The organism is Mucilaginibacter sp. SG564 (genome assembly GCF_013149275.1).
GTDB lineage: Bacteria > Bacteroidota > Bacteroidia > Sphingobacteriales > Sphingobacteriaceae > Mucilaginibacter.
Genome location: NZ_JABGNA010000001.1, coordinates 1,085,810 through 1,110,503, shown reverse-complemented (window position 1 = coordinate 1,110,503; position 24,694 = coordinate 1,085,810). Strand labels below are relative to the sequence as shown.

Genomic DNA, 24,694 nt, shown 5'->3' with positions numbered 1-24,694 from the left:
CAAATTGGACACCAGGTAAAAAATAAATAAATTTTTTTGATGACCTCTTTATCCTTTTTAAAAACAAGGGTGTCTTTATATACGAAACGGAAATATGAATAATTACCAACCCTATTTTGATCTGGGTAAGCTGATCGCGAAATATCTGCGAAAGGAGCTTACCACCGAGGAGAAAGACCAACTGGAGCAATGGCTTCAAGCAGATACACGCAACCAGGAATTATTCAGAAAACTAACCGATGAAGTTACAATTGATTCGGAATTGGAAACCTTTGAAGCAAACGATAAGGATAAAGCGTGGCAAAATATTGTAAAAAAAACGGGGTTTAAAAATATCACCCGTAAAAAAACTGCCGCCAAATTGTGGCCCTACGCGGCAGCTATAATCGTATTAATAGCTTCAGCTATTACATTAACCAGATATTTTAATACATCAGGTGAGCAGAAGATGGCTATTAAGCCGCAGAAAGACCTTCCGCCCGGAAGCAATAAAGCTATTCTGACATTGGCCGATGGATCAAAGGTTGTTTTGGATGATTCCAAACAGGGAAAAATAGCCAATCAGCAAAATATTATCATTACTAAAGATAAAAGCGGAGAGTTGGTTTATCAGGCTGCTGAATCCGCTAAACCAAAAGAATTACCGCAATTTGAAAAAGTAGTGATGAATATGCTGGCCACACCACGCGGTGGTCAGTATCAAATTGTTTTACCTGATGGTACCAGGGTTTGGCTAAACTCGGCCTCGTCGTTAAAATATCCTGCAGCATTTGTTTGTAATGAACGTAGGGTTGAACTTAACGGAGAAGCCTATTTTGAAGTAAGTAAAGATCCCTCAAAACCTTTTTATGTAAAAACCGCTACTCAAACGGTCATGGTTTTAGGTACGCATTTCAATATTAACAGCTATACCGATGAAGCGGCTACCAAAACAACACTGCTGGAAGGTAGTGTAAAAGTTACCGGGAATGCAACCGGAGCAAGCGCCAAACTTAAACCAGGAGAACAGGCGGTAAATACAATAAACGCTATTGAAGTAAAGGAAAATGCAGATATAGATGAGGCGGTGGCCTGGAAAAACGGCAAATTCCTTTTCCGTAATACCGATCTGCATACCATTATGCGCCAATTATCCAGGTGGTATGATGTAGATGTGGAATACCAGGGCAATGTGGTACAAAAACATTACCGGGGCCGTATTTCGCGGAATGTACCGGTGTCAGAGATATTTCAAATATTAAAAACAAGCGGCATAAACTTCACAATTGACGGGAGGAAGATTATAGTAAGATCATAAAGCCTGATAACGGCAGCCGGCAAGGTCGGTTAACCGGGTTAGGTCCATAAAAAAAGCCGGAAAGTGTTACGAGCACCTCCGGCCGGAGTAATGGGCTGACCATATAAAATCATATTGACTAAATACACTTTTTACTAAACAACCCAAACAAAAGTATGGATTTTTCTACATTTCCTGCGCCCGTATGTGAAGGCACGCGGGTAAATAAAATTAATAAGATTACCAATTGTTTTTCCCGGATAAATCCGGCTACAAAAAGGAAATTTATTATGCGGATTAAACTTATCACAGCTTTACTTTTTGCCGTATGCCTTCATCTGAGCGCCGCGAGCTTTAGCCAAAGCATTACCCTTTCCGAAAAGAATGCCAGTATCGAGAGCATCTTAAATAAAATAGAGCAGCAAAGCGGCTATGATATTTTTATGCAAACAGAATTGGTAGCCAACAGCAACAAAGTATCACTTAGCGTGAAAAACCTGGCGTTAACCGCGGTATTGGATAAGGTGTTCAAAGGCCAGCCAATTACCTATGCTATAGTTGGTCACACCATTGTTGTTAAAGAAAAGCAATCGGGCAAACCAGTATCAGCGGCTAATCAAGCTATGTTAGCCTCTGTGTATACGGGTAAAGTAGTTGATGCCGACACCAAAGAACCGCTTATCGGTGCCTCTGTTGGTGTAAAAGGCGGCGGCAAAGCCACCTCAACCGGCCTTAATGGTGATTTTAAGCTAAAATTAGGTGATGACGATACTAAAATACTGGTGATTTCCTACATCGGCTATGTCACACAAGAAGTGCCAATTACCGGTAAAAATGATCTGGGCCTGATCTTACTAAAATCCAGTGCCAATGCCATGAAAGAGGTTGTAGTAACCGGCGATCTGGCTATTGATCGTAAAACACCAATAGCGGTATCAAGCATCAATCAACAATATATTGAAGAAAAATTGGGCGGCCGTGATATTCCGCAATTGTTGCAAAGTACACCAGGCATAATGGCTACAGCGCAGGGTGGTGGTTATGGCGATTCTCGTATCAGTATCCGTGGTTTTTCAAGTGGTTCCAAGAAAGGTAACGTTGCCCTAACCATTAACGGTATTCCTGTTAATGACATGGAAAACGGTTCTATCTTTTGGTCAAACTGGTCAGGTCTTACCGATGTAACCAACTCTGTGCAGGTACAACGTGGTTTAGGGGCTTCAAAAATTATCGTTCCGTCATTTGGCGGTACCATTAATATCACCACACGTACAACAGACGCAGAAAAGGGTGGATATATTTCACAAACTATTGGTACCAATAATTACGAAAAAACAGCAGTGTTGGTATCAACCGGTTTAAATGCCAATGGTTGGGCCGCTACTTTTCAGGGTAGCAGAACCAAAGGGGATGGCTATGCTGATGGATTGAATTTTTTAGGTTACAATTACTTCTTTAACCTGTCAAAAGTATTAACTCCGAGTCAAACCTTATCTTTTACAGTGATGGGTGCAACTCAAACCCATGGTCAGCGTCCAGAACGTCCATTAACTGATTACGCTGGTGCTCCACAGGGAGTTAAATGGAATTATGACCTGGGTGTAAAAGATGGTAAAAAAATAAATCCTTATAACAACTTTTTCAGCAAACCGGTATTTTCATTAAACCATAACTGGGTTATCAACGAAAAGTCGAGCCTGTCTACCGTATTATACGCAACATATGGTACTGGTGGTGGTGGTGCAATAGGGGCGTCTGCCACCGGTACCGCTGTACCCCCAAGAGTGAGTAATTTTTACTCTCCTTTTGATTTTGATGCCGTGCAGAAAAGTAATGCCGCTAACCCGGATGGTTCTGCCTCAACATATTTGTATGCGGCACATAATGATCATGCCTGGTATGGTTTAAGAAGTACTTACACCACTACATTTGGTAATTATTTGAACCTTTCTGCCGGTTTAGATTTAAGATATTATAAAGGCACCCACTACGAGGAAGTTAAAGATCTGTTAGGTGCTGATTACGTGTATGATCCATATACTGCAAGCCAGGCAGCCGGTAGCCGATCTGGGGATATTAACAATCCAAATCATCGTGCAGTAGTTGGTGATAAAATTGATTACTACAACAAGGACTATGTGATGTCTGGAGGGGCGTATGCACAAGCAGAGTATGCAAAAGACGACTTTTCGGCATTTATAACCCTATCGGGTTCAGGAACCGGCGATAAGAGGGTTGACTTATACAACTATCTGAACAGCGACCCCGCACAATCAAGCCGGTATGTTAACTTCCTGAGTTATCAGGCCAAAGCTGGAGCAAATTACAACCTGAACGATCAGATGAACGTGTTTGCTAACATTGGTTACATTACCAAGCCACCTTACTTTGATAACGTATTCCAAAAATTCACTAATTCCATTAACACCGGAACTGTAGATGAAAAATTATTCAGCTACGAATTAGGCTACCAGTTTAAAACATCGGGCTTTTTAGCTAAGTTGAACCTGTACCGTAGTGCATATAAGGATGAGGCTTTTTCATCTTCGTTTACCGATAATGCTACTAACCTGATATATAGTGTTAACATATCCGGGGTTAGTGAAATGCACCAGGGAGCTGAACTGGAATTATCATATCAGCCAATTAAGGCAATAACGTTGCATGGTATGTTCTCTTACGGCGATTGGTACTACACCAAAAACGCAGGTCCGGCTACCGTATTTAATAACCAGCAAAAGGCTATCGGTACCGTTAAGGAAGTATTAATAAAAGGAATTAAAGTAGGTGATGCAGCGCAAACCACAGCGGCGTTTGGCTTAGATATTAAAGTTTTACCTGATTTAAAACTGGGTACAAACTATTACTTCTACGGTAATTACTATTCAAGTTTCAATTTTGCCAATATTACCAGCCCGGGAGTACAACCATATAAAATACCAAACTATTCTTTATGGGACCTTAACGCTTCCTTTAAGTTTAAGATTGCTGGTTTAGATGCTTCATTAAATGGTAATGTAAATAACCTGTTAAACACCAAGTATATAGCCGATGGATATGACGCAGCTGCTACCGGCTCACCAGCTAATCTGAGCGTGTATTATGGTTTGCTCAGAACATTTACTACTGGTATAAAAGTTAAATTTTAAAAAGAAACTTCATGAAAAAGATATATAGTTTAATTGCTTTTATAGCTGTAGTACTAACAGCTTGCCAAAAGCAGCCAAACATAAGCCCCGCAACATATACCAAGGCCATGAGCCTTACCCTGGCACAAGCAGATTATAAGTTGTTGGATACATCAAAATATCCTTCTAAATCATATAATTTTAAGTCAATTGCCGACGCAAATACCTATATCCCACAGATTTTAAATGCAAAAGAGCCTCAATTGGGCAATGGTTCAACTGCAATTGTTACTTTTACACTTGCTCCATTATCTATTGTTTTAGCCGATTCAACCAACGCGAATACAGCTTATACGCTTACTAAGGACGACTACACTCTGTTACCAGGCAACAAGTTTACCGACTTCAGCACAGCTCAAATACTAAGCTGGCTCCCTTACAAGTATACAAGTCCGGTAGCTAATCAATTGGCGGTATTGAGTTATACCTATTTTGAGTCGGGCGCTACTCCAAGTTCAGGTGTGCCAGCTACGGATGCATTTTTATATTTGAATGGCGCATGGCAAAAAATTTATCGTGTTTCTGCAGCTCAATATGCATCTGTGGGGCGAGGAAACAATAATTGGTTTATTGCTTCAGACTTAGGTAACAACACTATCCCATCTTATATCAATACCTTTTTAAAGGCTGATCCGCTAGTTTCAACAACGGTTAAAAAAGGCGATGTTAAATATGTGAACTATCGCTATTTAACTACTTATCAAAAGGTTATAGCACTTACTTATGATGGTGCAAATTGGGTAATAAATGCTACACAATCAACTGCATCATTTCTGAAAAACAATGGCGCATGGATACCAGATCCTACGGTATATTTGACCCTATCATCCGCTGATTATACCTTTATAGGAACCACAACCGCCGGCACCGCAGCAGCGAGGGCAAACGTAGCACAATATAAAGATTTCAATATCAGTGCTTCTACAGATGCTACATATTGGAGCGATACAGACCTAAATAACGCATTTATAGCTCTATTAGCAAATAAATACACCAGCCCTATCAAGGATCAGATATTTAACGTTACTTATGCGGTTTATAAATTTGGTGCTATATCAAATGCCACCAAAACATTTACCTACAATGGATCTGCTTTTGTAATTAAAAGCTAAAATATACTGGCAATTATACTTCAGGAGCATGGTTTACACATGCTCCTGATTTTACTCCTCTATTCATATCACTCTTAGTATAATTTTTTCATGGGCATCTATGTCATGGCCATGCTTTGCTATTATCTATCACACAAAAACAAATAATGATGAAAATTCAAAACTTACTGCTGGGCTTTACTTTGGTATTAACCATGGCAAGCTGCTCAAAAAAATCAACAGACATGCCGCCCACCACCTCGGGCGATACAACAAAAACTACACCTCCACCACCTGTAATTCCGTCTTATAGTATCACTGAAACCTTTGAGCAGGGTAAGAAGACCGCTTATGCCGCCGCTGATATAACTTTACTTACCGGCAGCTGGAATTTTAACGATGCATTGATTGGGAATACGGCACCCGATGTAAAAGATGGTCTTGCATCTGTACGTCTGCGTGCCGGAGATATTGCCATGAATTTTGATATTAATGGTATTGATACCTTGCTTATTAAACATGCCAAGTACGGTTCTGATCCTGTTTCTGTATGGCAATTATTAATGTCTGCTGATGGCGGCAAAACTTATACGCAGATTGGAAAGGATATCAATGAAAACAATACAAAATTGGTTACTGATACTTTCAAAGTAACAGTAACCGGTAAAGTACGTTTTGAAATCAAGAGAACGGGAACCACCACAAATAACCGTGTCAATATTGACGATATTACCTTTAAAGGTGAAGGCGACCCAGGGATTGTTGTAGGTACCCCCGATAACGGTGGTGATGACGGCGGTGGTTCACCAACAGCACCTGCATCTACTCCAAGGGACGTAACAGCGGGTACAGACGCTCCGCCGTCAACCGGCGACAATAGCGATCTGCTATTTGGTAACCCCTCAAACGCGCAAAGCAGTACATCGTCTATGGATAACTACCTTATCGATCAGAAATATTATACCGAATCATACAATGCCACCAAAGGCGAGCCGAATTGGGTGAGCTGGCATTTGGATGCTACAAATATCACTGGTGCTTCAGATCGGTTGAATAATTTCGCGGGCTGGGCCAGCTTGCCTGCAAATTGGTATATGGTTAATGATAATGCCTATTCTGGCAGCGGGTTTGACAGGGGGCATAATTGTCCTTCGGCTGATCGTACCAGTTCGGCTAATGCTAATTCGGCTACTTTCCTGATGACTAATATGATACCGCAGGCGCCAAATAACAATCAGCATACCTGGGCCAATCTGGAGAATTATCTTCGAGAGCAGGTAGTTTTAGGTAACGAGGTATATATCATTATGGGCAGCTATGGTACCGGGGGGGCCGGCTCAAACGGTTCGGCTACTACCATAAACAATGGCCATGTTAATGTGCCAAGTAATGTATGGAAGGTGGCGGTTATTATACCAGTTGGTGATAATGATTTGGGCAGGGTAACCAGTTCAACAAGGGTTATCGCTGTAAATACACCTAATATTAACACTACCAATAGCGACTGGACAAAATATATCGTAACCGTGAAAGATATAGAACTGGCAACGGGTTACGCTTTATTATCAAGCTTGCCGGCAAATGTACGGGCAGCCTTGGAAGTAAAATTAGATGCAGGTACTCCTGGGTCTTGATATTTTACCAATTAATAACAGGAGCCACTCTAAATGGGTGGCTTTTTTTGTTAATTGTAAATTTAATTCTTTGTAAAATATAAATGTAATGAGAGTTTCGTCAAATCAAACATAAAGTACGAGTAATGTGGTTGTTTTGTATATTCGCAACCCAATACCCCTGTTTTATGCAAAAAATAACTAAACTTATCTACAATAAGCCCTTTGTGTTTTCTTTATGGTTCGGGTTAAGTTTCCTGATCGTCCTTAAAGGAATTTTAACCCACCAGGTATTTAATAACTATTTGGTATTCAAATACAATTTTATAAATACTATTCATCAGCATAATCTTTATACCTATCAACCAGAACATTTTTACGATCTTAATCATTATGGTCCTGTATTTTCTATAATAATCGCACCATTCGCGTTGATGCCCGATAGTATAGGTGTTTTGCTGTGGGTAATGTTTAATGCTTTTATATTGTTTAAAGCCATACAACGGTTACCCATTAAAGAAAATCAGTATGTAATTATTTTGCTGATCTGCGCACATGAATTAATGACAGCATCTGCTAATGTGCAAAGTAACCCCATGATAGCCGGGTTAATTATTTTAAGTTTTAGTTTTATCAAAAGGAAACAGGACTTTTGGGCCGCCCTGATGATAGCTATTGGAACCTTTGTGAAGTTATATGGGATAGTAGGGCTTGCCTTCTTTTTCTTTTCAGAAAATAAACTAAAATTTATTGGAAGTTTTCTTTTTTGGTCGGTAGTGTTATTTGTATTACCTATGCTTATTTCATCGCCAACCTTTATCATTCAAACCTATCATGACTGGTACAATGATCTGGTGGCCAAAAATGCCCATAACCAGGGATCTGATCTTCAGGAAATATGCGTTATGGGATTGATCAGAAATATATTTAATTATCAAGGACTAAAGAATATATATGTTATAGCGCCAGGGCTGATGCTCTTTATGCTCTCTTATTTAAGGCTTAAAAGCTTTAAATTGCGACAATATCAATTACTTATCCTTTCGTCTGCCTTAATATTCGCTGTTATTTTCAGCAGCTCATCAGAGTCATCAACTTATATTATCGCTTTTACTGGTGTTGCTATCTGGTACATAAATTTAAATAGGCCAGTTACCCGGTATGAGGTATTTCTATTGATCTTTGCTATTATACTAACCAGCTTTTCCCCATCAGATCTTTTTCCACGATTTATCAGAACGGAGTATGTTGCCCCATACAAACTCAAGGCTCTGCCATGTTTCCTGATCTGGCTAAAAATAGTTTATGAAACCTTAACAAGGGACTTTTCAAAGCCAGAACAGCTTAAATCTGTATAAGCTGTTGACATTGTGGTACATCAGAGCTCTGGTGAATGTTAATATGTTTACAATTCTATGGCTAATTGTAGATGATTTTATGGTTAAATCATTATTAATTATTTATGTTTGTAACAGCAAAGTTACACCCGTAAAGTAAGAGTATTTTCTTTTTTTAATGTGTTATACTTTTTATTCAAATGGAGTTGTAGCATTGTTGCTTATTTCTTCGTATCATGTTTGTTACAGAAGGATTGATTAAAAAATTATAAGAGTAAACCTGACCAATATAGTATTTAGTTACCTGTCACAATTTAAAGCCCCTATTAAAATAACATGACATTCGTTATAAAAAAGAAAATATCGGTAATTATACCATCCCACAATGAAGAAAAAAATATAAGTTATTTAATTGAACAGATCAATGAAACATTGAGTCACTCAAATTATGACTATGAATTAATTTTTGTTGATGATGGGAGCCGTGATAATACCTTAAATGAGATAAAATTTAATGCTCAACTGCATACTAATGTTTTTTATATAGAGCTTTCAAAAAACTTCGGGAAAGATCATGCGCTTAAGGCGGGTATTGCAATGGCTCACGGTGATGCCGTAATAACCATGGATGCCGATCTGCAGCATCCCCCGCAGTTAATATTAAAAATGTTAAAATATTGGGAAAATGGTTATGACATTATATACACTTATAGGCAAAACAGTAACCCGCACGCTAAAGCTTATCAGAAAGCCACTTCAAAGCTGTTTTATAAAGGCATAAATATGCTTTCAGATATCAAACTGGAAAATGGCACCGCCGATTTCCGGTTAATGGATGAGAAAGTGGTAAAGCAGTTAAAACTGATTGATGAATATGAAATATTTTTCAGAGGGATAATCAAATGGGCTGGTTTCAAACAGATTGGTATTCCTTATACACCATCTAAAAGGCATACCGGCGAAGCCAGTTACTCTTTCTTTAAACTCGTTAAACTTGCAGTAGGCAGTATTATGGCGTTTAGCGCCCGCCCCTTATATTTAGTTACAGGTATAGGTTTGTTTTTTTCGGCTATGGCTATATTATACATTCCGTATGTATTGTTTAGCTACTTTGCCGGATATGCCGTTTCTGGCTGGGCTTCGGTAATAGCCACTGTAGCTTTTTTTGGTGGTTTGCAACTATTGGTATTAGGCATAATAGGGGTTTATGTGGGTAAAATATTTATGCAGTCAAAACACCGCCCTAATTATATTATTCGTTCAACAAATCTTCTAACCGTCAAAAATGTAAATAATGATTTTATTGGGGTTTGACGTTGAGGAATTTGATTTGCCTTTAGAATTCGGTCGGTCAATATCTTTTGATGAGCAACTATCGATCTCTACTAATGGCACAAATTCAATTTTGGAGTTACTCAGATCCGCAAACATACGGGCTACCTTTTTTTGTACCGCGAATTACGCGCTTCACAAACCAGATGTGATTGCTAAAATTGTAAACGAGGGGCATGAAATAGCATCACATGGCTATTATCATTCCGATTTTAAACCAGAGCATTTAAAACAATCCAAAGAGGTACTCGAGGATATTTCGGGTGTTGAAGTAAGTGGCTTCCGTATGGCAAGGATGATGCCTGTAGATGAAGCTGAGATAAAGAACGCCGGATATATTTACAATTCATCTATTAACCCTACCTGGCTACCCGGGCGTTATAATAATTTTGATAAGCCACGTACCTGGTTTTATGACAATGATGTTTTACAAATTCCGGCTTCGGTATCACCATTGATCCGTTTTCCGCTTTTTTGGTTAAGTTTCCATAATTTACCTTTGCCGTTGATCAAGCTAATGAGCGCAGCCACGCACCGTAAAGATGGGTATCTGAACCTTTATTTCCATCCATGGGAGTTTACCAATCTGTATCATAAAGAAAAATATGGTTTGCCACGCTATATATCCAGAAACTCCGGAGAGCCATTTATAAATCGGATAAAAAATTTTATAGCGTGGGCACAATTAAAAGGATATGAGTTTTCCAGAACGGATAACTTTGTATCTTCGATAGCAAATAAACATGCCGTTATAAAAAAGCTTACACCGGCGTCATAACAGCCCGCACGCTTTTATCTCCTCTTTTTGATCCTTAGTAAACCATTAGCTGTAGCCGCGTAGAGAACACCTTTGGAATCCTGGGCCAATTTATTTATGGTATAACCAGGCATAGGCGTATTATTGTTGTGATAGTTTTCCCAGCCATCTTTCAAATTAAACCTTACCAGTCCCGATTGCTCAGTAGCGATCCACAAAACATGTTCATACTTGTCATACAACATGTCGTTAACGTGGTTTGATGGCAAGCCGGAATTTTTATCCGTATAATGAAGCCAGGTTCCATTGGGCCTCAGCACTGCTATGCCTTCTTTGTCATCATCGCCCGGAGTTGCGTTGCAAGCGGTTAATGAGAAATACAAATTACCCGACTCATCTTCCGTAGCATTAGAAATATAGGTGTTTTTCAGAGGAGTGTTGGAGGTGTTATAAGTAGTTGGCACATTGTGATCAAGCATGATGCAACCCTTTGATGTGCCTATCCACAAACGTTTCCTGCTATCTTCATAAACATAATTAACATTGTTAGAGGGTAATAGCGGAATTGTTTTTTTATTCAGCACAACAACCTTATCCTGTCTTAAAACAACTAATCCGGCTTCTGTAGTGAAAAGAAGGTCACCGTGGCGGTTGTTTAAGATACGGATAGCTCCCGGAGTTACAAACTTCTTAAAATCAAAGATCTGCCACCCTGCATCACTGTACTTGTACATCTTATTATCAACGTATACCCATTTGTTATTATCCTTATCTACATTGATATCCATTACCGCTGTTTCGGCAGTAAATGGGGAGTTGAATTCGTTGATCGGATTAAAGCTTTGACCATCAAAGCGTGTCAACCCCTTAATGGTAGTATACCATAACACATCAGTTTTATCTACAATGCAGGTTTTGCTGATGTTATCCGGCAGCGGAGAGTTATACTTGGTCCAGGTGGTGAATTCATAAGAGTTCAAAGATGGATTGGTATAAGCAACTGTTTTGTTATAAATAGTTGGATCACCTGGTGGCTTTAGTTCGCTTAAATCCATTCTTTGCATTTGAGCAGATATTCTCCCGTTCGCAAATCGGAAGATCACGTTAACTGATGCGGAAACAGTCTTGCCATTTACTTTGGCGGCTCGCCATATATTACCATTCAGATACCTGATCAGTTCTGCTGTTAAAGGGCCGTTTGTAACATCGGTATGGCTCAATACACAACTGAAACCAGATGGCTCAACCAATACCTGGAAAGAGATTGATCCAAAAGCATCTTTCAAAATATATTTACGATTGATTTGATCACATATATAATCAAGTGTAAACTGATCACAGGTTGCTTTGGGATCGCCACAATCCATGCAAAAATTGGCCGCATTACATATATCTATTTTTTCTAAAAACAGATTTTGCGCAAAGAGCGGTACCGGTGCAAGTAAAATAAACAGGGTGATAAAGGATAACTTTCTAATTTTAAGTGGGTATAAGAATGCCAGCATTATGTTATAAATTAAAGAAAGCAAACTCAAACCACCAAATAAATATTAGTTAAATTATGTTAAACAAAAATATGAGGCGGTTAATGTTTTACAAACGTATAACAGCACACAGGCAGAAAAAGTATTTTGAACACATTTAATGACTTAAACATATTAGAAAATATTGCTAATTTTAGTGCCATTCATCATAACCTGTAAAGCTTCTGATAGTGGTTTTTTAAACAAAATCAATCATTAAGCCTTGGGTTATCTCAATACTTGTTTCTATATGAAAAGATACGTTTTATTATTCCTTTTACTCAGCTCTTTTTCTGTGTATGCTCAAAATACTATCAACAATTATAAATATGTTGTAGTGCCTGAGAAGTTTAGCTTTCTGAAACAAAAAGATCAGTATGGGTTAAACACTCTGACCAAAGGTCTTTTAGCGGAGAAAGGCTTTACTGTTTATTTTGATAATGCAGAATTGCCAAGTGAAATAGCAAATAATAAATGCCAGGCACTGAATGTTGACCTGTTAGAAAAAAATACCATGTTTACTACCAGTGTTACGCTTTTATTAAAAGATTGCCAGGGTAATATAGTTTTTAAGTGCAAAGAGGGTAAAAGCCGAGAAAAGGAATACCGGGTTTCTTATAATCTGGCCCTAAGAGAATCCTTTACATCATTAGATGCAGTATCATATGCTTATAACGGTGGCGTTAATACACCAGTGACACAGTCAACAGCTACCACAGCTGCTCCTTCGTTAACGGCTGTAAACACAACTACCCAGCCAGCAATTGCTGCATCACCTGCAGTTGTTTCAACTGTTGCTGCAACTGCTAATGCAACTACCGCAGCAAAACCGGCACAAGCAGAAACAAATCAGCCCACCGGAACTTTATATGCCCAGGCTATAGCCAACGGATATCAATTAATTGATACTACACCCAAAATAGTTTTAACCCTTACTAAAACTTCAGTTCAGGATTATTTTATAGCAAGCAATGGAACTTCTAACGGCGTGGTACTAAAAAAGAACGATAGCTGGTTCTTTGAATACTATAAAGATGGCAAGCTTGTTTCAGAAAAACTGCTGGTTAAATTTTAGCCCATCTTAATTGAAGAACACTTCATAAGGGGAATAGCCATCGATGTTTTGTTTAATATAATTTAAACCCAAACATTGATGATCAAATGCTGTTGAAACTTGCAGCATGAACAAACAGTCCTCCCGCTATATTGATAAAAAAGTTATTCCGGCACTCCAGGCCCTTAATTTTTTTATGGCTGATATGCAGGCCGGTATTGGCCCTTTCTTGGGTATATTTTTATTAGCCCATGGATGGAAAAGCGGTTTAATAGGCTCTGTAATGACCATAGGCGGCGTTGCCGGCATGTTAATGACTGCGCCTGCAGGTGCACTGATCGATGCGACAAAACGTAAGCGCATGTACGTTGTTATCCCTGGTGTTTTTACCATTATTGCTTCCGGAGTAATTTTAATATCTCAAAATTTCTGGCTGATAAGTATATCTCAGGTAGCTACCGCTATAGCAGGAGCGGCAATTGGGCCTGCAGTAATTGGCATTACACTGGGTATTGTAAAACAATCCGGGTTCAATCGTCAAAATGGCTATAATCAGGCTTTTAACCATGCAGGTAATGTAGTAGGGGCCGGATTATCGGGTTATTTGGGTATGAAGTTTGGCATGCCTGCAGTGTTTGGACTCGCAGCCATCTTCGGAATGTTATCTATTATATCTATATCGTTGATACCTGCTAAAACAATTGATAATGATGCCGCCCGGGGTTTAAGAAAGGAAACAGCAATGGCTGAAAAAGCCAGTGGCCTTAAAACCCTGCTTACTTGCAAACCTCTTTTAATCCTCGCCGGGGCGCTTGCGGCATTCCATTTAGGCAATGGGGCAATGCTGCCTCTCTACGGAATGGCGGCTGCGGTAAACAATCAGGGAAATCCTATTATGTTTGTAGCTATGACTATTGTTATTGCACAATTATCCATGATTGGAATGTCGGTGATAGCGATGCGAATGGCAGCTAAAAACGGTTATTGGTTAGTAATGTTAATCTCTTTTTTAGCGCTTCCGGTTCGCGGTTTTATCGCGGCCCATATGATTAGTCATGTGGGGTTATATCCGGTACAAATACTGGATGGCGTTGGCGCAGGTTTACAAAGTGTGGCAGTACCAGGTCTGGTGGCTCATATTTTGAATGGTACGGGGCGTATAAATATTGGACAGGGCGCTGTAATGACTATCCAGGGACTTGGCGCCTCGCTTAGCCCTGCCATAGGTGGATGGATAGCTCAAAGTATGAACTTTAGCGCGGCTTTCCTGGTTTTGGGGAGTTTTGCGGTAATGTCTATATTTTTATGGCTGATGTTCTCTAAAATAATAAGAAAGGCTTGTGTTGTTAAACCTGTTATTGCAGCCAGCCTTTAAAACATGATTACATTTGTCGGCAAAACACACGCTCTTATGGCTCATTATATTATCTGGATTGTTACTTTTTTAGCTATATCGGGCGTTATTATCCGACCATTTAAAATACCGGAAGCTGTTTGGGCTGTATCTGGTGCTGTTCTGCTGGTTGTACTACAGCTCATTTCACCCGCGGATGCTTTTTTAGGAATTACCAAAGGTACCGACGTTTATTTGTTTTTAATGGGTATGATGCTATTAGCCGAAACAGCCCGGGAGGAAAAACTTTTTGACTGGCTGGCTGCCCATGCCACGCAGATGGCTAAAGGATCATCAACCCGCCTTTTTTTTTTAATTTACCTGGTTGGCATTGTTGTTACCACGTTTTTATCCAATGATGCTACGGCTGTGGTATTAACACCTGCAGTAGCTGCTGCGGTAAAGGCGGCTAAGGTTCAAAAGCCACTTCCTTATCTTTTAATTTGCGCCTTCATTGCCAACGCCGCTTCTTTTGTGCTGCCCATATCAAATCCTGCCAACCTGGTTATTTACGGAGATCATATGCCGCCATTACTACTGTGGCTGTCACAATATATTATACCTTCGATAGTTGCTATAGGCATAACATATCTGATGCTTTACTTGACTCAGCGAAACGCCCTAAAGCAGAAAATTGAAACCAATATTCTAATACCCATACTCTCGGAAGGTGGTAGAACAGCGATTTTTGGTATTGTTGGTACTGCTGTGATCCTTCTGGTAGCTTCGGCCTTAAATATTCAGTTGGGATTCCCTACAGCGGTTACTGGAATAATCACCTCAGGTATTGTGATCATCAGGGCCAGGAAAAATCCATGGATAGTTGTAAAAGATGTGTCCTGGAGTGTACTTCCATTGGTAGCGGGACTTTTTGTACTGGTTGAAGCCCTCAGCAAAACGGGTGTAATTCAAGTGTTGAATATTCTGTTGCACCAAAATGCACAAAATGCAGTTAACCAAACCGCCTGGGGAACTGGTATTGTTATTGCCTTTGCCTGCAACCTGATGAATAATTTGCCTGTGGGGCTTATAACGGGTAGTGTTATACAGGGCGGTCATATACCTGACATCATCAAAAGTTCTGCTTTAATCGGTGTCGATTTGGGTCCTAATCTTTCGATAACCGGCTCCCTCGCTACGATCTTATGGCTGGTAGCCCTGCGTAGGGAAGGGCAAAGCGTGAGCGCCTGGGCTTTCCTGAAACTTGGATTTTTGATCATGACCGTAGCGTTATTGTTTACCCTGGCATCGCTATGGATATGATCTTTAAGCTCTAATGTTTATGGGATGAGTTGTATTTACTTTTTCGGCGACAGGATGCCTGGGTAAAGAATACCATCGGTTTTTAACTTAAGGTTGATTAGGGGTGCTATATCTTCCAGCCCCATTAATGGCAATATCGTTCCTGGTTTTATTCCCCGGCCAAACGCTACAAAACCAGTCTGGATTTTCGGGCTGCATGTATCAATACTTCATTTAAATCAACCATCATCATTTGATTTTAAGTTTTACTCATTGCCCCGTAGCTGAGCAACACCATAAACGGCAAACCATCGGTACTATAGATTTCAATCTTTTCATAAATTTTAATATAGCAGCTTACTGGGCGGGACGGGATTTATTTACTACAAAGAAATGAACCTTAATGTTTGATTATTTAATTAAAAAATAAATAATTTACTAATTAATAAAAAAATAACAACTCAATTAAAACTTTAGTCTGTTATTAAGGTTGTTAAAGAACATCTTATAAAACAACATCCTATGACAACTTTAACAGAAAACAACGGCACAAAGACCACGATTGGCAAAAACGGAAAAATGAAGAACTCAGAATTTCATGAATTCTTTGTAGACGAACTGAAAGATATTTACTGGGCCGAAAAACACCTGGTCAAGGCGTTACCAAAAATGAAAAAGGCGGCTACAAGCCCAGAACTGGCCGCAGCTTTTGATAAGCATACACAGGAGACCCAAACGCATGTAGACACTTTGGAAAAAGTATTTGGATTACTAGGTGAAAAAGCGGTAGCAAAAAAATGTGATGCTATGGCAGGTTTAATTGAAGAAGCTAATGGCATAGTAGAAGATACGGAAGCAGGAACCCTGATTCGCGATGCAGGTCTGATCCTGGCCGCACAAAAAGTGGAGCATTATGAGATCGCTACCTATGGAACACTTAAAGCTTTCGCCGGTAGTATGGGACATACGGAAGTGGCGGCATTATTAGGTAAAACACTGGAAAATGAAAAAACGACGGATCATGCATTGACCGGGCTTGCAGAAACCTCCATCAATGAACAGGCCGTCTCTGAATAGGATCAACCATCGCGCTTAGAGATAATAAGATAATAGATAACATAAATGATGATCAATAATAATTAATAAACACTCATGGAAACTACAGAGAAAACAACCGACATATTAAATGACTTGATTGAGATCAACAATGACCGCGCCGCAGGATTTGAAAAAGCTGCTGCAGATCTGAATGATGAAAACATTGATCTAAAAGCTACTTTCGATCAATTGGCACAGCAGAGCCGTACAAACGTAACCGAACTGGCAGCCGCGGTAGGTAGAAATAATGGCGACCCGGAAACAGGCACCAGTGTGTCAGGCTCATTACACCGTGCCTGGATCGACGTAAAAGCTTTATTTGGTGGCAGTGATCGTAAAAGCATACTTGAAGAATGTGAACGTGGTGAAGATGCTATAAAAAAAGCCTACCGTGATGCACTGACAGAAACTGAACTGGAGCCAGAAGCTCGTCAGTTAATACAAACTCAGGGACAAAGTATTAACGCAAGTCATGATACGATTAAAGGTTTAAGGGATATGTAAATCCTACAAATCATCAATTTGAGTAAAAGCCGCGCCTTGAACAGTGCGGCTTTTTGAAAAATAAGTAAATATAAATGCCTGAACATGTGTAGTTCAAACTTATTGCGCATAAAGGATACAATTTTCTTTAAATCCTCGCTATCAGAAAGGTATATTATATAACTATTCTTGGAAAGAGTTTACGGAAACGTTCCATTCCGCGAACCTGTAAATCTTGTCCGAAAAAAAATACAGAAAGAGCAATTAACGTTCCTTTTCATTCATGAAAAGGCAATGGCATGATATTGTATGATAGGTAATTAAACCTAATAGTATGGAACCATTTTTTTCTATTCAGGCATCTTTGCTATTGAAAACGCAAATTGACAATCGCTTTAAAAGCGACGCGGCCGGACGGTATAGTTACAAAAATTAGTCGCCTGATTTATCACATTTTGAAAACACAAAATCGTTTGCCAAAACTACTTTTAATCCTGGGTCTTACTGTTTTGCTGGGCCTGGAAGGTTTTTTTAGCTGGCGGCTACATGAGCTATCGGCAAAGCAGGAAACCATCAAGTTCGACCATTCCACCGTTAATAATATATCCTACGGTTTATTGTCTGTAGATCAATGGCGCGACGAAGTAGCGGGCATCGTGAACCGGCAGGTAAAACATTTCCAATTGACATCCAAACAAAAAAAGGAGCTGCAGACTGAAGTTGAATCTGTGCTTTACGCCCTCATTAATAAAGCCGAAGCTATGGTGGAGAAAAAACCTCAAAGCCTGGTCGGAAAAATTCGCAAGGCTGCCATAAAAACCTTCGTTAAAACAGATAAGATCAAGGCGCAGGTTCCTGATTTAGCCCGATCGATCATCACCAAGGCAGACAATCCCAACCAAAAGACCAAACTGAGCAACCTGGCGATGGGTAAATTTACCCAGTTGCAGCATACCGAAAGCATAGACAGTACATTGCGGGCCAATCATGCCCTGTTTGATAACATGTACCATAAATATGGGGTGCACTCTAAAGAACAGCTGAATCAAAAACTGGATGACTTACTACAGGCTGTCCGTGTGGAAATGTACCGTTATTGCTTTTTTATGCTAGCCTGCATACTGGCTGTTCTGGTACTGTGGTGGGTATTGCGTAAGCGTACCGAACTGCACGGCACGCTGTTTATACTTTCGTTATTATTTGCATTTGTATTACTGGCAGTAGGGCTGAGCGCTTCGATGATTGAGGTGGATTGCCGTATTAAAACGCTTGATTTTGTGTTGCTTGGCGAGCACGTTTCCTTTAAAGATCAGGTATTGTTTTACGAAAGTAAGAGCATTTTGGGTGTAGTAGAAGTATTGGTGAAACAACCGGCCATTGATTCTATTGCGGTAGGTATACTTATCCTTTGTTTTAGTATCCTCTTCCCGGTCATGAAACTTAGTTCCACGGGTATCCATTTGCTTAGCAAAAGAAAGCTGGCCGAGAACCGCGTGATCAAATATTTTGCTTTTCAATCCGGAAAATGGAGCATGGCCGATGTTATCGTTATCGCTATATTAATGACTTATATCGGTTTGAACGGCTTGTTAGACAAACAACTCGCTATGCTCAATATTCGCGGTGATGACCTGACGCTCATCACGACCAATAACACGGCATTGCAGCCTGGATATATCATTTTTATCAGCTTTGTATTGTACGGGTTGATCTTATCTACTATTCTGAAATATATAACACCCTATAATGCTCACTAAATGAAGTACACCATTTTAAATATAATTGTACTTATCGGGCTTAGCCTTTTGTTAAGTGGTGCGGTTTATTCGGGCTATCGCCTGGCAGGGGTTTCTGCCGAGCGGGAACAGGTTAAGGAAGATTATAGCTTATCCAATAGTGTTTCATTCGGCTTATTTTCTATAGATCAGTGGCGAGACCGTATTACCGATGTGCTAAGCAGCCAGATACAGGATTTTCATATAACAAAAGCGCAGCAAAAAGATCTGCTGGTGATGGTGGAAAAGCAAATGCATGAACTGATTAGCAAAACCGTAGCTGAGATCAATCAGCCTCAGAAGGGGCTAGGGGGCAAGTTGAAAAAACTGGCCTTCAATACGCTGGTCGACTCGGCCGAATTACAAGCGCAGGTAAAGCCCTTCGCTAAAACCGTTGTTGCTAAAATAAGCAGCCCTGAAAGCGAAAAGCGGCTGAAAAACATTGCCGGAAGCAAGGTTAACCAGTTGACTAAACAGATCTATGACAGTGTTAGTGTAGCCAATTACACTGTTACTAAATATGTGTACAAAAAATATAAGGTATCTAATCCGGTTGCTTTTAACCAGCGTATAGATCAAAGGCTTTCTGCGTTGAAAATACAGCTTATACAATATGTATGTATCATGCTGGGTTGTGTATTATTGGCTCTATTACTGTGGTTTAGTTTGCGAAAGCAGGTGCATATGCAAACGCCATTATTTGTTTTCGCGTTGATTTTTGCCATGGTGATGTTGATAACAGGTAGCCTGCTGCCTGTAATAGAGGTGGATGCGCGTATCCAATCGCTGGATCTGGGGCTGCTAAATGGTAAGGTGGAATTTAAAAACCAGGTGCTGTTTTATCAAAGCAAAAGTATCCTGGGGGTGGTTGAAACATTAATCGCTCAGTCCAAACCAGATGCTATCGTTGTTGGTATACTTATTCTGCTGTTTATCCTCATTCTACCCCTCCTGAGGCTTATCGCCAAAGGGATTTATGTGCTTAGTCCCCAAAAGTTTGGCGGCAATGGCATAGTTCGTTACCTCACATTCGAATTGGGTAAATGGGATATGTCAGATGTAATGATAGTTGGTATGTTAATGACTTATATCGGTTTAAATGGTATTTTAAAAAGCCAGCTGTCGAACCTCAATATTCACAGCGAATCGTTAAATGTAATAACCTCAAATGGAACCTCGTTACAGCCGGGCTATTTTATTTTCGCAGGCTACGTTTTTTTCGCAGCCCTGCTATCTTATATTTTAAAACGTGTTTCACCCCATGATGGGTTATGAATTAATTTCGATAACAAAAGCCCGCAACCCGGCTGTTTTTCCATTCCGAAATTCCCACACGCCGCAGTAAGCATAGTGTTTAATATTACCCTTTTGTCCTTTCGGTGTCAGGCAGCTCCATAGACTTGTATAATCATATTGACTTCCTTCATCGGTCAATACTTCATACTAATTTATCTGGCGTCAATGGCAAGTCTCTTAATCTTTTCCCCGTTGCATTGAATACGGCATTGGCAATCGCTGCTGATACACCTGTGATACCAATCTCCTCGGCACCCCCTGCTCCAATGGGTGAAATATGCGGGTCGGGTTTGCCAATAAAATGCACATCGATTAGCGGAACATCCAGATGAACAGGGATGTGATAATCCGCCAGGGTGCGTACCACCGGGTTGCCCCAAAGTTTATCATATTCTGTCGCTTCCATCAAAGCCGCGCCTATTCCAAAAATTACACTCCCAATGATCTGCGAACACGCCGTCTTTTCATTCATGATGCGGCCCACATCCATTACGCTGGTAAAGCGTTTTACGCGAATTGTTCCAAAATCCTGATCCACCCATACTTCGGCAAACTGCGCGCCGAAAGATTGAAATGTATATTGTTTAACATCCAGTGCAGGTACAAGGATAAATCTTCAACTACAATCGCCCTCAAAAGTTAGCGTATTCCTCTCGATACAGATAAGGTACTATAGAGAATATCTTTAATAAGATGCCCTTCAAGCTTTATCAATAAATATTTTAAAATTATTTCATTTTTATCTGGGCCATAGGTTAGACTCAGCGGTCTATATCTTTTACAAGGAAATTTCAGTGCTTTTCCAATTATGACCAAAGAGCAAATAAAAGCCATATTACTAAAATATGAGTCGGGAACCTGTACAAAAAGTGAAAAGGCCTTGCCCAAAACCTGGTTTTTAAAACAATGGGTAGAAAATCTGCCTACATCCGATGAGGTGGAGGATGATCGTGACGCCATTGGAGCCGCATTGAATAAAAAAGTTCAGCCTCATATCTGCGGCCTTACTTTACCTTGTATTGTTGCTGTAGCCCCGATCATTTTGTGCTTATCCTTCGGCCGTTATTTCGTGTTGCAGAAACCTGTTAAGGCAAAGTGTTTTAGACTAACCAGCACAAGCAATTATAGCGTATTGAGCTCAATGTCAAGCTTTTCAGAAATAAATGCTGTGAAATAGAAAAGGTAAAATATAAAAATAAAACCGAGAGATGAAGGATTTATGCTTTCGGTTCAAAGAGATAATCAAAGGGGAATCTTGATTATAATAGGTTATAATGGTTAAGGAGCCCCGAAGGGGCTCCTTTTTAAGCAATAAGCAACTGGGCTTATCCTGAAACAGTGGCTGGTAGTGTAAAATATCTTCTTAATAGATGTTGTTGGATTTTTAAAGGCGAAAACTGATACGGATAATGAACAAGAATCAGGGATAGTCGGCCTGATGTGCAATTTATTGCTATTTGATTTTTATAAATTATTAATTAGGTGAGGCACAGTTTTTTAACAGACGAAGAATTATTATCTCTCTTAAAGGGTGGCGATCAGTTTGCGTACACCGAAATTTATAACCGACATTATAATGTTGTTTTTCGTTTTGTTCGTAAATACTTAAGATCATCCGAATTGGCCGCCGATATTAGCCAGAATGTTTTTTTAAAATGCTGGGAACAAAGAGAGCAATCTGTACTTATCAGGGAGCCTGCCTCATGGTTGCTTACCATTGCCAAAAGGCAGGCCATCGATTTCCTTAGACGGGCATCGGTAGAACAGACAGCATTAAGCACAATTCTGGCCAGTTATCCAACTCATCAGAATAAAGCAGAAGAGGATCAGTTCAGTCTTGATTATTGCGATTCGAATTTTGAACTACCTGATCCAACTTCACACACATATCCACTAACGTATACATTGTTTTCCTGGTCAACTTAGACAAATAATTCACTTGGTCTTCTTAGATGATGCTCCTGATTAAATATAATAAATTCCTCTACCTTTTTCGGGTTCTTTCGGACCAGAAACGCGGTTTTTATTTTGAACAAAACTGCCACGATTTTGCCACGACCTTTTGAATATTTTTGTTGTTTTTGAGCAATTGATGAAAATAAAAAACCCTGTAAATCACTGATTACAGGGTTTTCCTCATTTTTGATGAAGTATTCAGCGGAGAGCTAGGGTTCAGAACCATGTGCCTCTACGCGCTGGAAATGCGGTTTTTAGTGTCTTTTTTTGAAAAGACTCTACGAATGACGCAGTTCCTTTTGTTCTATTCCCTCAACTCCAAACAGGGTTTTTGAACCTTGTTTTTTATGTGCTGATAGTCAGTACGTTACATTTCTCAAGTGTTCCTTACTCTACGTATAACGCATTAGCAAGTTACTCTAATTGTTAAGTCTAAGATAAAAACATTTTTTTTGATTTTAAAATCATTTTCAATTTCAAACGACTTAGTGTAGGCATCATTATTTCTGACGCAGGTTTTGAAAGTGTTGCCCATTTAGCTCATATGTTCAAAGAAAATACAAAATTTCGCCGGTGACGCTGAAAGCCGCAAAACCGGTTAAGCGGAAGTGTAAGTCACATACGGCGATAGGTCTTTCCTGTTATAATATTACTTAGGCGTTTCAGGTTTGAAATGCATAATTGCTTTCCGATGGCCGCGACGTCGTGGCCATCACTTGCAAGTGCGCGAATTTTCGTCACCTGTTCTTTGGATAAAGCATTAGCTCTGTTACCAACAGATTTTGCATAGAATTGATCGTCCTGCCACAGCTTTTTAATGTATGGGTTGTTTATACCTTTGCGTGAAATATTGCCGAAATAAGAAACCTGGAAACCACGACAGGTCTTCATTCCTTCTCGGGCGCCTTCCGGCAGCTTAAATACTCCCAGTTCCTCGAGCCCTTTAAAGCCCCCGGGGATGGTATTTAAAGAGTTATTCCCATAATATATTTATCCACCATCCATTCTTCCCATTGCATAGCCCCTTCGTGGGTATGGTTTAAAGCAAGTAGTTCGGAATTTAACATGACGTGCGCATCACCCTGGTATTTTCGCCATTCCTGGTGGAATTTATTTTTACTTTCTTTTTCGCTTTTTCGGAAATGCTCAGCCATCCGCTTTAACCATCCGCGTTTGGTAATACCGCAATAGTACAGTTCATGTCGGTCTAAAGGCATCCCGTCAGGACCTAAAAAAGTGATAAAATGACTGTAGCATTGATAGCCGTCTGTAGGATCGCCGAAGCCAGGCATGACTGCTTGTAGCGGAATGTGAACTGCCCAGGTGGTGCCAAATTTATTTTTAACTACGATATGTAAAACCACACGCCGATCTTCATATGGTCGCTCCACTTCATTTTCAGCAGTATAGTCCAGCATGGTTATGGAAAGGTTTTGCTTTTCAGCGTCTACGTCCATACGAAAATCAGTATCGATCTTTGCGAATTCACTAGTTTGCCAGTCTCTGTTCAATGAGACGTTATGCATCAGTAAATCCACTGGAAGCGTATAACCTTCTTCACAGAGATGGTTGAGGTAATTATCGAGAAATTTAGTGAGGCGTGTTGAGTTGATTGGTAAGTTTTTTCCGAGCAGGGCAAGTACGTAACTCTCCTTGATAAACTTCATATACCCCATAACATTACTTTTTTGATGTCCTGATAGTTTATTTGTTTCCAAATCCTAATTAAAGCATTGCAGGTTTAACGACCATCTTGTGGAGTTCTTTTTTGCGTAGATTTTACACGACAATGCATACCCCGCCTATATCCCTGCAAGTAGTTATTTGTCTTCCATAAAATGGGAGCATCGACTAACTCAAACAAAGATTAAAACAGAAAAAAACGGCAAAACTCAAAAAAAGCGCGGAAAATGTGTGAACAGTGTTCCCAAAACGACGAAAACGCCCGTCAAAAAACATTTTTTTAAAATTTTGGCGATTTTTTCTGTGTAGCCTGTATACCGGGACCCTGCACTTGGACTTTCCCAAGACGGATAAAGTAGTCAATCTCCGTTTTTCCCCGGCCCGCGATTTTTCGTTTTCGCTTGCATCTGTCGTGAGTTGTTTATGGCGGTAGTCAGCGCTCACACTGTTGGCGGTTTATATAGACTTTTTACGTGTTGTTTTTGCTTCGGCTCCCGCCGCTATGCTATTGCCTTTTCAACACAGAAAACAAAAGGCGAATTAGTTGACGATTCAACCTCATAAAGATACATCACGTAATTTTATAATACTAATTAT

20 protein-coding genes are annotated in these 24,694 nt (G+C 39.9%); 16 read left to right on the top strand and 4 right to left on the bottom strand.

The window, feature by feature from the left end:
- The first annotated feature begins 94 nt into the window (after window positions 1-94).
- From FHW89_RS04200 to FHW89_RS04170, 7 genes are all read left to right on the top strand, one after another.
- A complete protein-coding gene (locus tag FHW89_RS04200) occupies window positions 95-1,297 on the top strand; it encodes a FecR family protein (RefSeq protein WP_172333726.1) in 1,203 nt (400 codons plus the stop codon).
- A 269-nt stretch (window positions 1,298-1,566) separates the two neighbouring features.
- The gene (locus FHW89_RS04195; RefSeq protein ID WP_172333725.1) at window positions 1,567-4,425 is read left to right on the top strand and encodes a TonB-dependent receptor domain-containing protein; all 2,859 of its coding nucleotides are present in this window, start codon (window positions 1,567-1,569) and stop codon (window positions 4,423-4,425) included.
- Between the two features lie 11 nt (window positions 4,426-4,436).
- A complete protein-coding gene (locus FHW89_RS04190) occupies window positions 4,437-5,576 on the top strand; it encodes a hypothetical protein (RefSeq protein ID WP_172333724.1) in 1,140 nt (379 codons plus the stop codon).
- A 146-nt stretch (window positions 5,577-5,722) separates the two neighbouring features.
- The gene (locus FHW89_RS04185) at window positions 5,723-7,189 is read left to right on the top strand and encodes a DNA/RNA non-specific endonuclease (protein WP_253952154.1); all 1,467 of its coding nucleotides are present in this window, start codon (window positions 5,723-5,725) and stop codon (window positions 7,187-7,189) included.
- Window positions 7,190-7,356: 167 nt separating this feature from the next.
- Window positions 7,357-8,526: a glycosyltransferase family 87 protein gene (locus FHW89_RS04180; RefSeq protein WP_172333723.1), complete on the top strand. Its 1,170-nt coding sequence runs from the start codon at window positions 7,357-7,359 to the stop codon at window positions 8,524-8,526.
- 315 nt (window positions 8,527-8,841) lie between these two features.
- A complete protein-coding gene (locus tag FHW89_RS04175) occupies window positions 8,842-9,819 on the top strand; it encodes a glycosyltransferase family 2 protein (protein WP_172333722.1) in 978 nt (325 codons plus the stop codon).
- Window positions 9,800-10,615: a polysaccharide deacetylase family protein gene (locus FHW89_RS04170; protein ID WP_172333721.1), complete on the top strand. Its 816-nt coding sequence runs from the start codon at window positions 9,800-9,802 to the stop codon at window positions 10,613-10,615. Before FHW89_RS04175 ends, FHW89_RS04170 begins: the two co-directional genes overlap by 20 nt.
- A 14-nt stretch (window positions 10,616-10,629) precedes the next feature.
- On the opposite strand, the gene FHW89_RS04165 is transcribed toward FHW89_RS04170, so the two are convergent.
- A complete protein-coding gene (locus FHW89_RS04165) occupies window positions 10,630-12,099 on the bottom strand; it encodes a two-component regulator propeller domain-containing protein (protein WP_172333720.1) in 1,470 nt (489 codons plus the stop codon).
- A gap of 268 nt (window positions 12,100-12,367) precedes the next feature.
- Here FHW89_RS04165 and FHW89_RS04160 point away from each other — a divergent pair, with 268 nt between their 5' ends.
- From FHW89_RS04160 to FHW89_RS04130, 7 genes are all read left to right on the top strand, one after another.
- Complete coding sequence (locus tag FHW89_RS04160) at window positions 12,368-13,192, top strand: hypothetical protein (RefSeq protein ID WP_172333719.1); 825 nt, start codon at window positions 12,368-12,370, stop codon at window positions 13,190-13,192.
- Window positions 13,193-13,298: 106 nt separating this feature from the next.
- Window positions 13,299-14,546, top strand: a complete 1,248-nt coding sequence (locus FHW89_RS04155; RefSeq protein ID WP_216650464.1) for an MFS transporter — start codon at window positions 13,299-13,301, stop codon at window positions 14,544-14,546.
- 3 nt (window positions 14,547-14,549) lie between these two features.
- On the top strand, window positions 14,550-15,827 hold the full coding sequence (locus FHW89_RS04150; protein WP_253952153.1) for an arsenic transporter: 1,278 nt from the start codon (window positions 14,550-14,552) through the stop codon (window positions 15,825-15,827).
- Window positions 15,828-16,328: 501 nt separating this feature from the next.
- Window positions 16,329-16,883, top strand: a complete 555-nt coding sequence (locus FHW89_RS04145) for a ferritin-like domain-containing protein (RefSeq protein ID WP_172333718.1) — start codon at window positions 16,329-16,331, stop codon at window positions 16,881-16,883.
- Window positions 16,884-16,958: 75 nt separating this feature from the next.
- Window positions 16,959-17,408: a PA2169 family four-helix-bundle protein gene (locus FHW89_RS04140; RefSeq protein WP_172333717.1), complete on the top strand. Its 450-nt coding sequence runs from the start codon at window positions 16,959-16,961 to the stop codon at window positions 17,406-17,408.
- Window positions 17,409-17,860: 452 nt separating this feature from the next.
- Entirely contained in the window at window positions 17,861-19,144 is a 1,284-nt protein-coding gene (locus tag FHW89_RS04135; protein ID WP_253952152.1) for a paraquat-inducible protein A, read from the top strand.
- Complete coding sequence (locus tag FHW89_RS04130; protein ID WP_172333716.1) at window positions 19,145-20,437, top strand: paraquat-inducible protein A; 1,293 nt, start codon at window positions 19,145-19,147, stop codon at window positions 20,435-20,437. It begins immediately after the preceding gene.
- 163 nt (window positions 20,438-20,600) lie between these two features.
- Here FHW89_RS04130 and FHW89_RS04125 read toward each other — a convergent pair whose 3' ends face one another.
- Complete coding sequence (locus tag FHW89_RS04125; protein ID WP_253952168.1) at window positions 20,601-21,053, bottom strand: xanthine dehydrogenase family protein molybdopterin-binding subunit; 453 nt, start codon at window positions 21,051-21,053, stop codon at window positions 20,601-20,603.
- 213 nt (window positions 21,054-21,266) lie between these two features.
- On the opposite strand from FHW89_RS04125, the gene FHW89_RS04120 reads away from it, so the two are divergent.
- Together FHW89_RS04120 and FHW89_RS04115 are read left to right on the top strand one after the other, a co-directional pair.
- The gene (locus FHW89_RS04120; protein ID WP_172333715.1) at window positions 21,267-21,635 is read left to right on the top strand and encodes a hypothetical protein; all 369 of its coding nucleotides are present in this window, start codon (window positions 21,267-21,269) and stop codon (window positions 21,633-21,635) included.
- Window positions 21,636-21,940: 305 nt separating this feature from the next.
- Window positions 21,941-22,384, top strand: coding sequence for an RNA polymerase sigma factor (locus tag FHW89_RS04115; protein WP_172333714.1), 444 nt, complete (start codon window positions 21,941-21,943; stop codon window positions 22,382-22,384).
- A 645-nt stretch (window positions 22,385-23,029) separates the two neighbouring features.
- On the opposite strand, the gene FHW89_RS04110 is transcribed toward FHW89_RS04115, so the two are convergent.
- Together FHW89_RS04110 and FHW89_RS04105 are read right to left on the bottom strand one after the other, a co-directional pair.
- A complete protein-coding gene (locus tag FHW89_RS04110; protein ID WP_172333713.1) occupies window positions 23,030-23,305 on the bottom strand; it encodes a hypothetical protein in 276 nt (91 codons plus the stop codon).
- Window positions 23,306-23,379: 74 nt separating this feature from the next.
- The gene (locus FHW89_RS04105; protein ID WP_172333712.1) at window positions 23,380-24,132 is read right to left on the bottom strand and encodes a hypothetical protein; all 753 of its coding nucleotides are present in this window, start codon (window positions 24,130-24,132) and stop codon (window positions 23,380-23,382) included.
- Window positions 24,133-24,694: the final 562 nt, after the last annotated feature.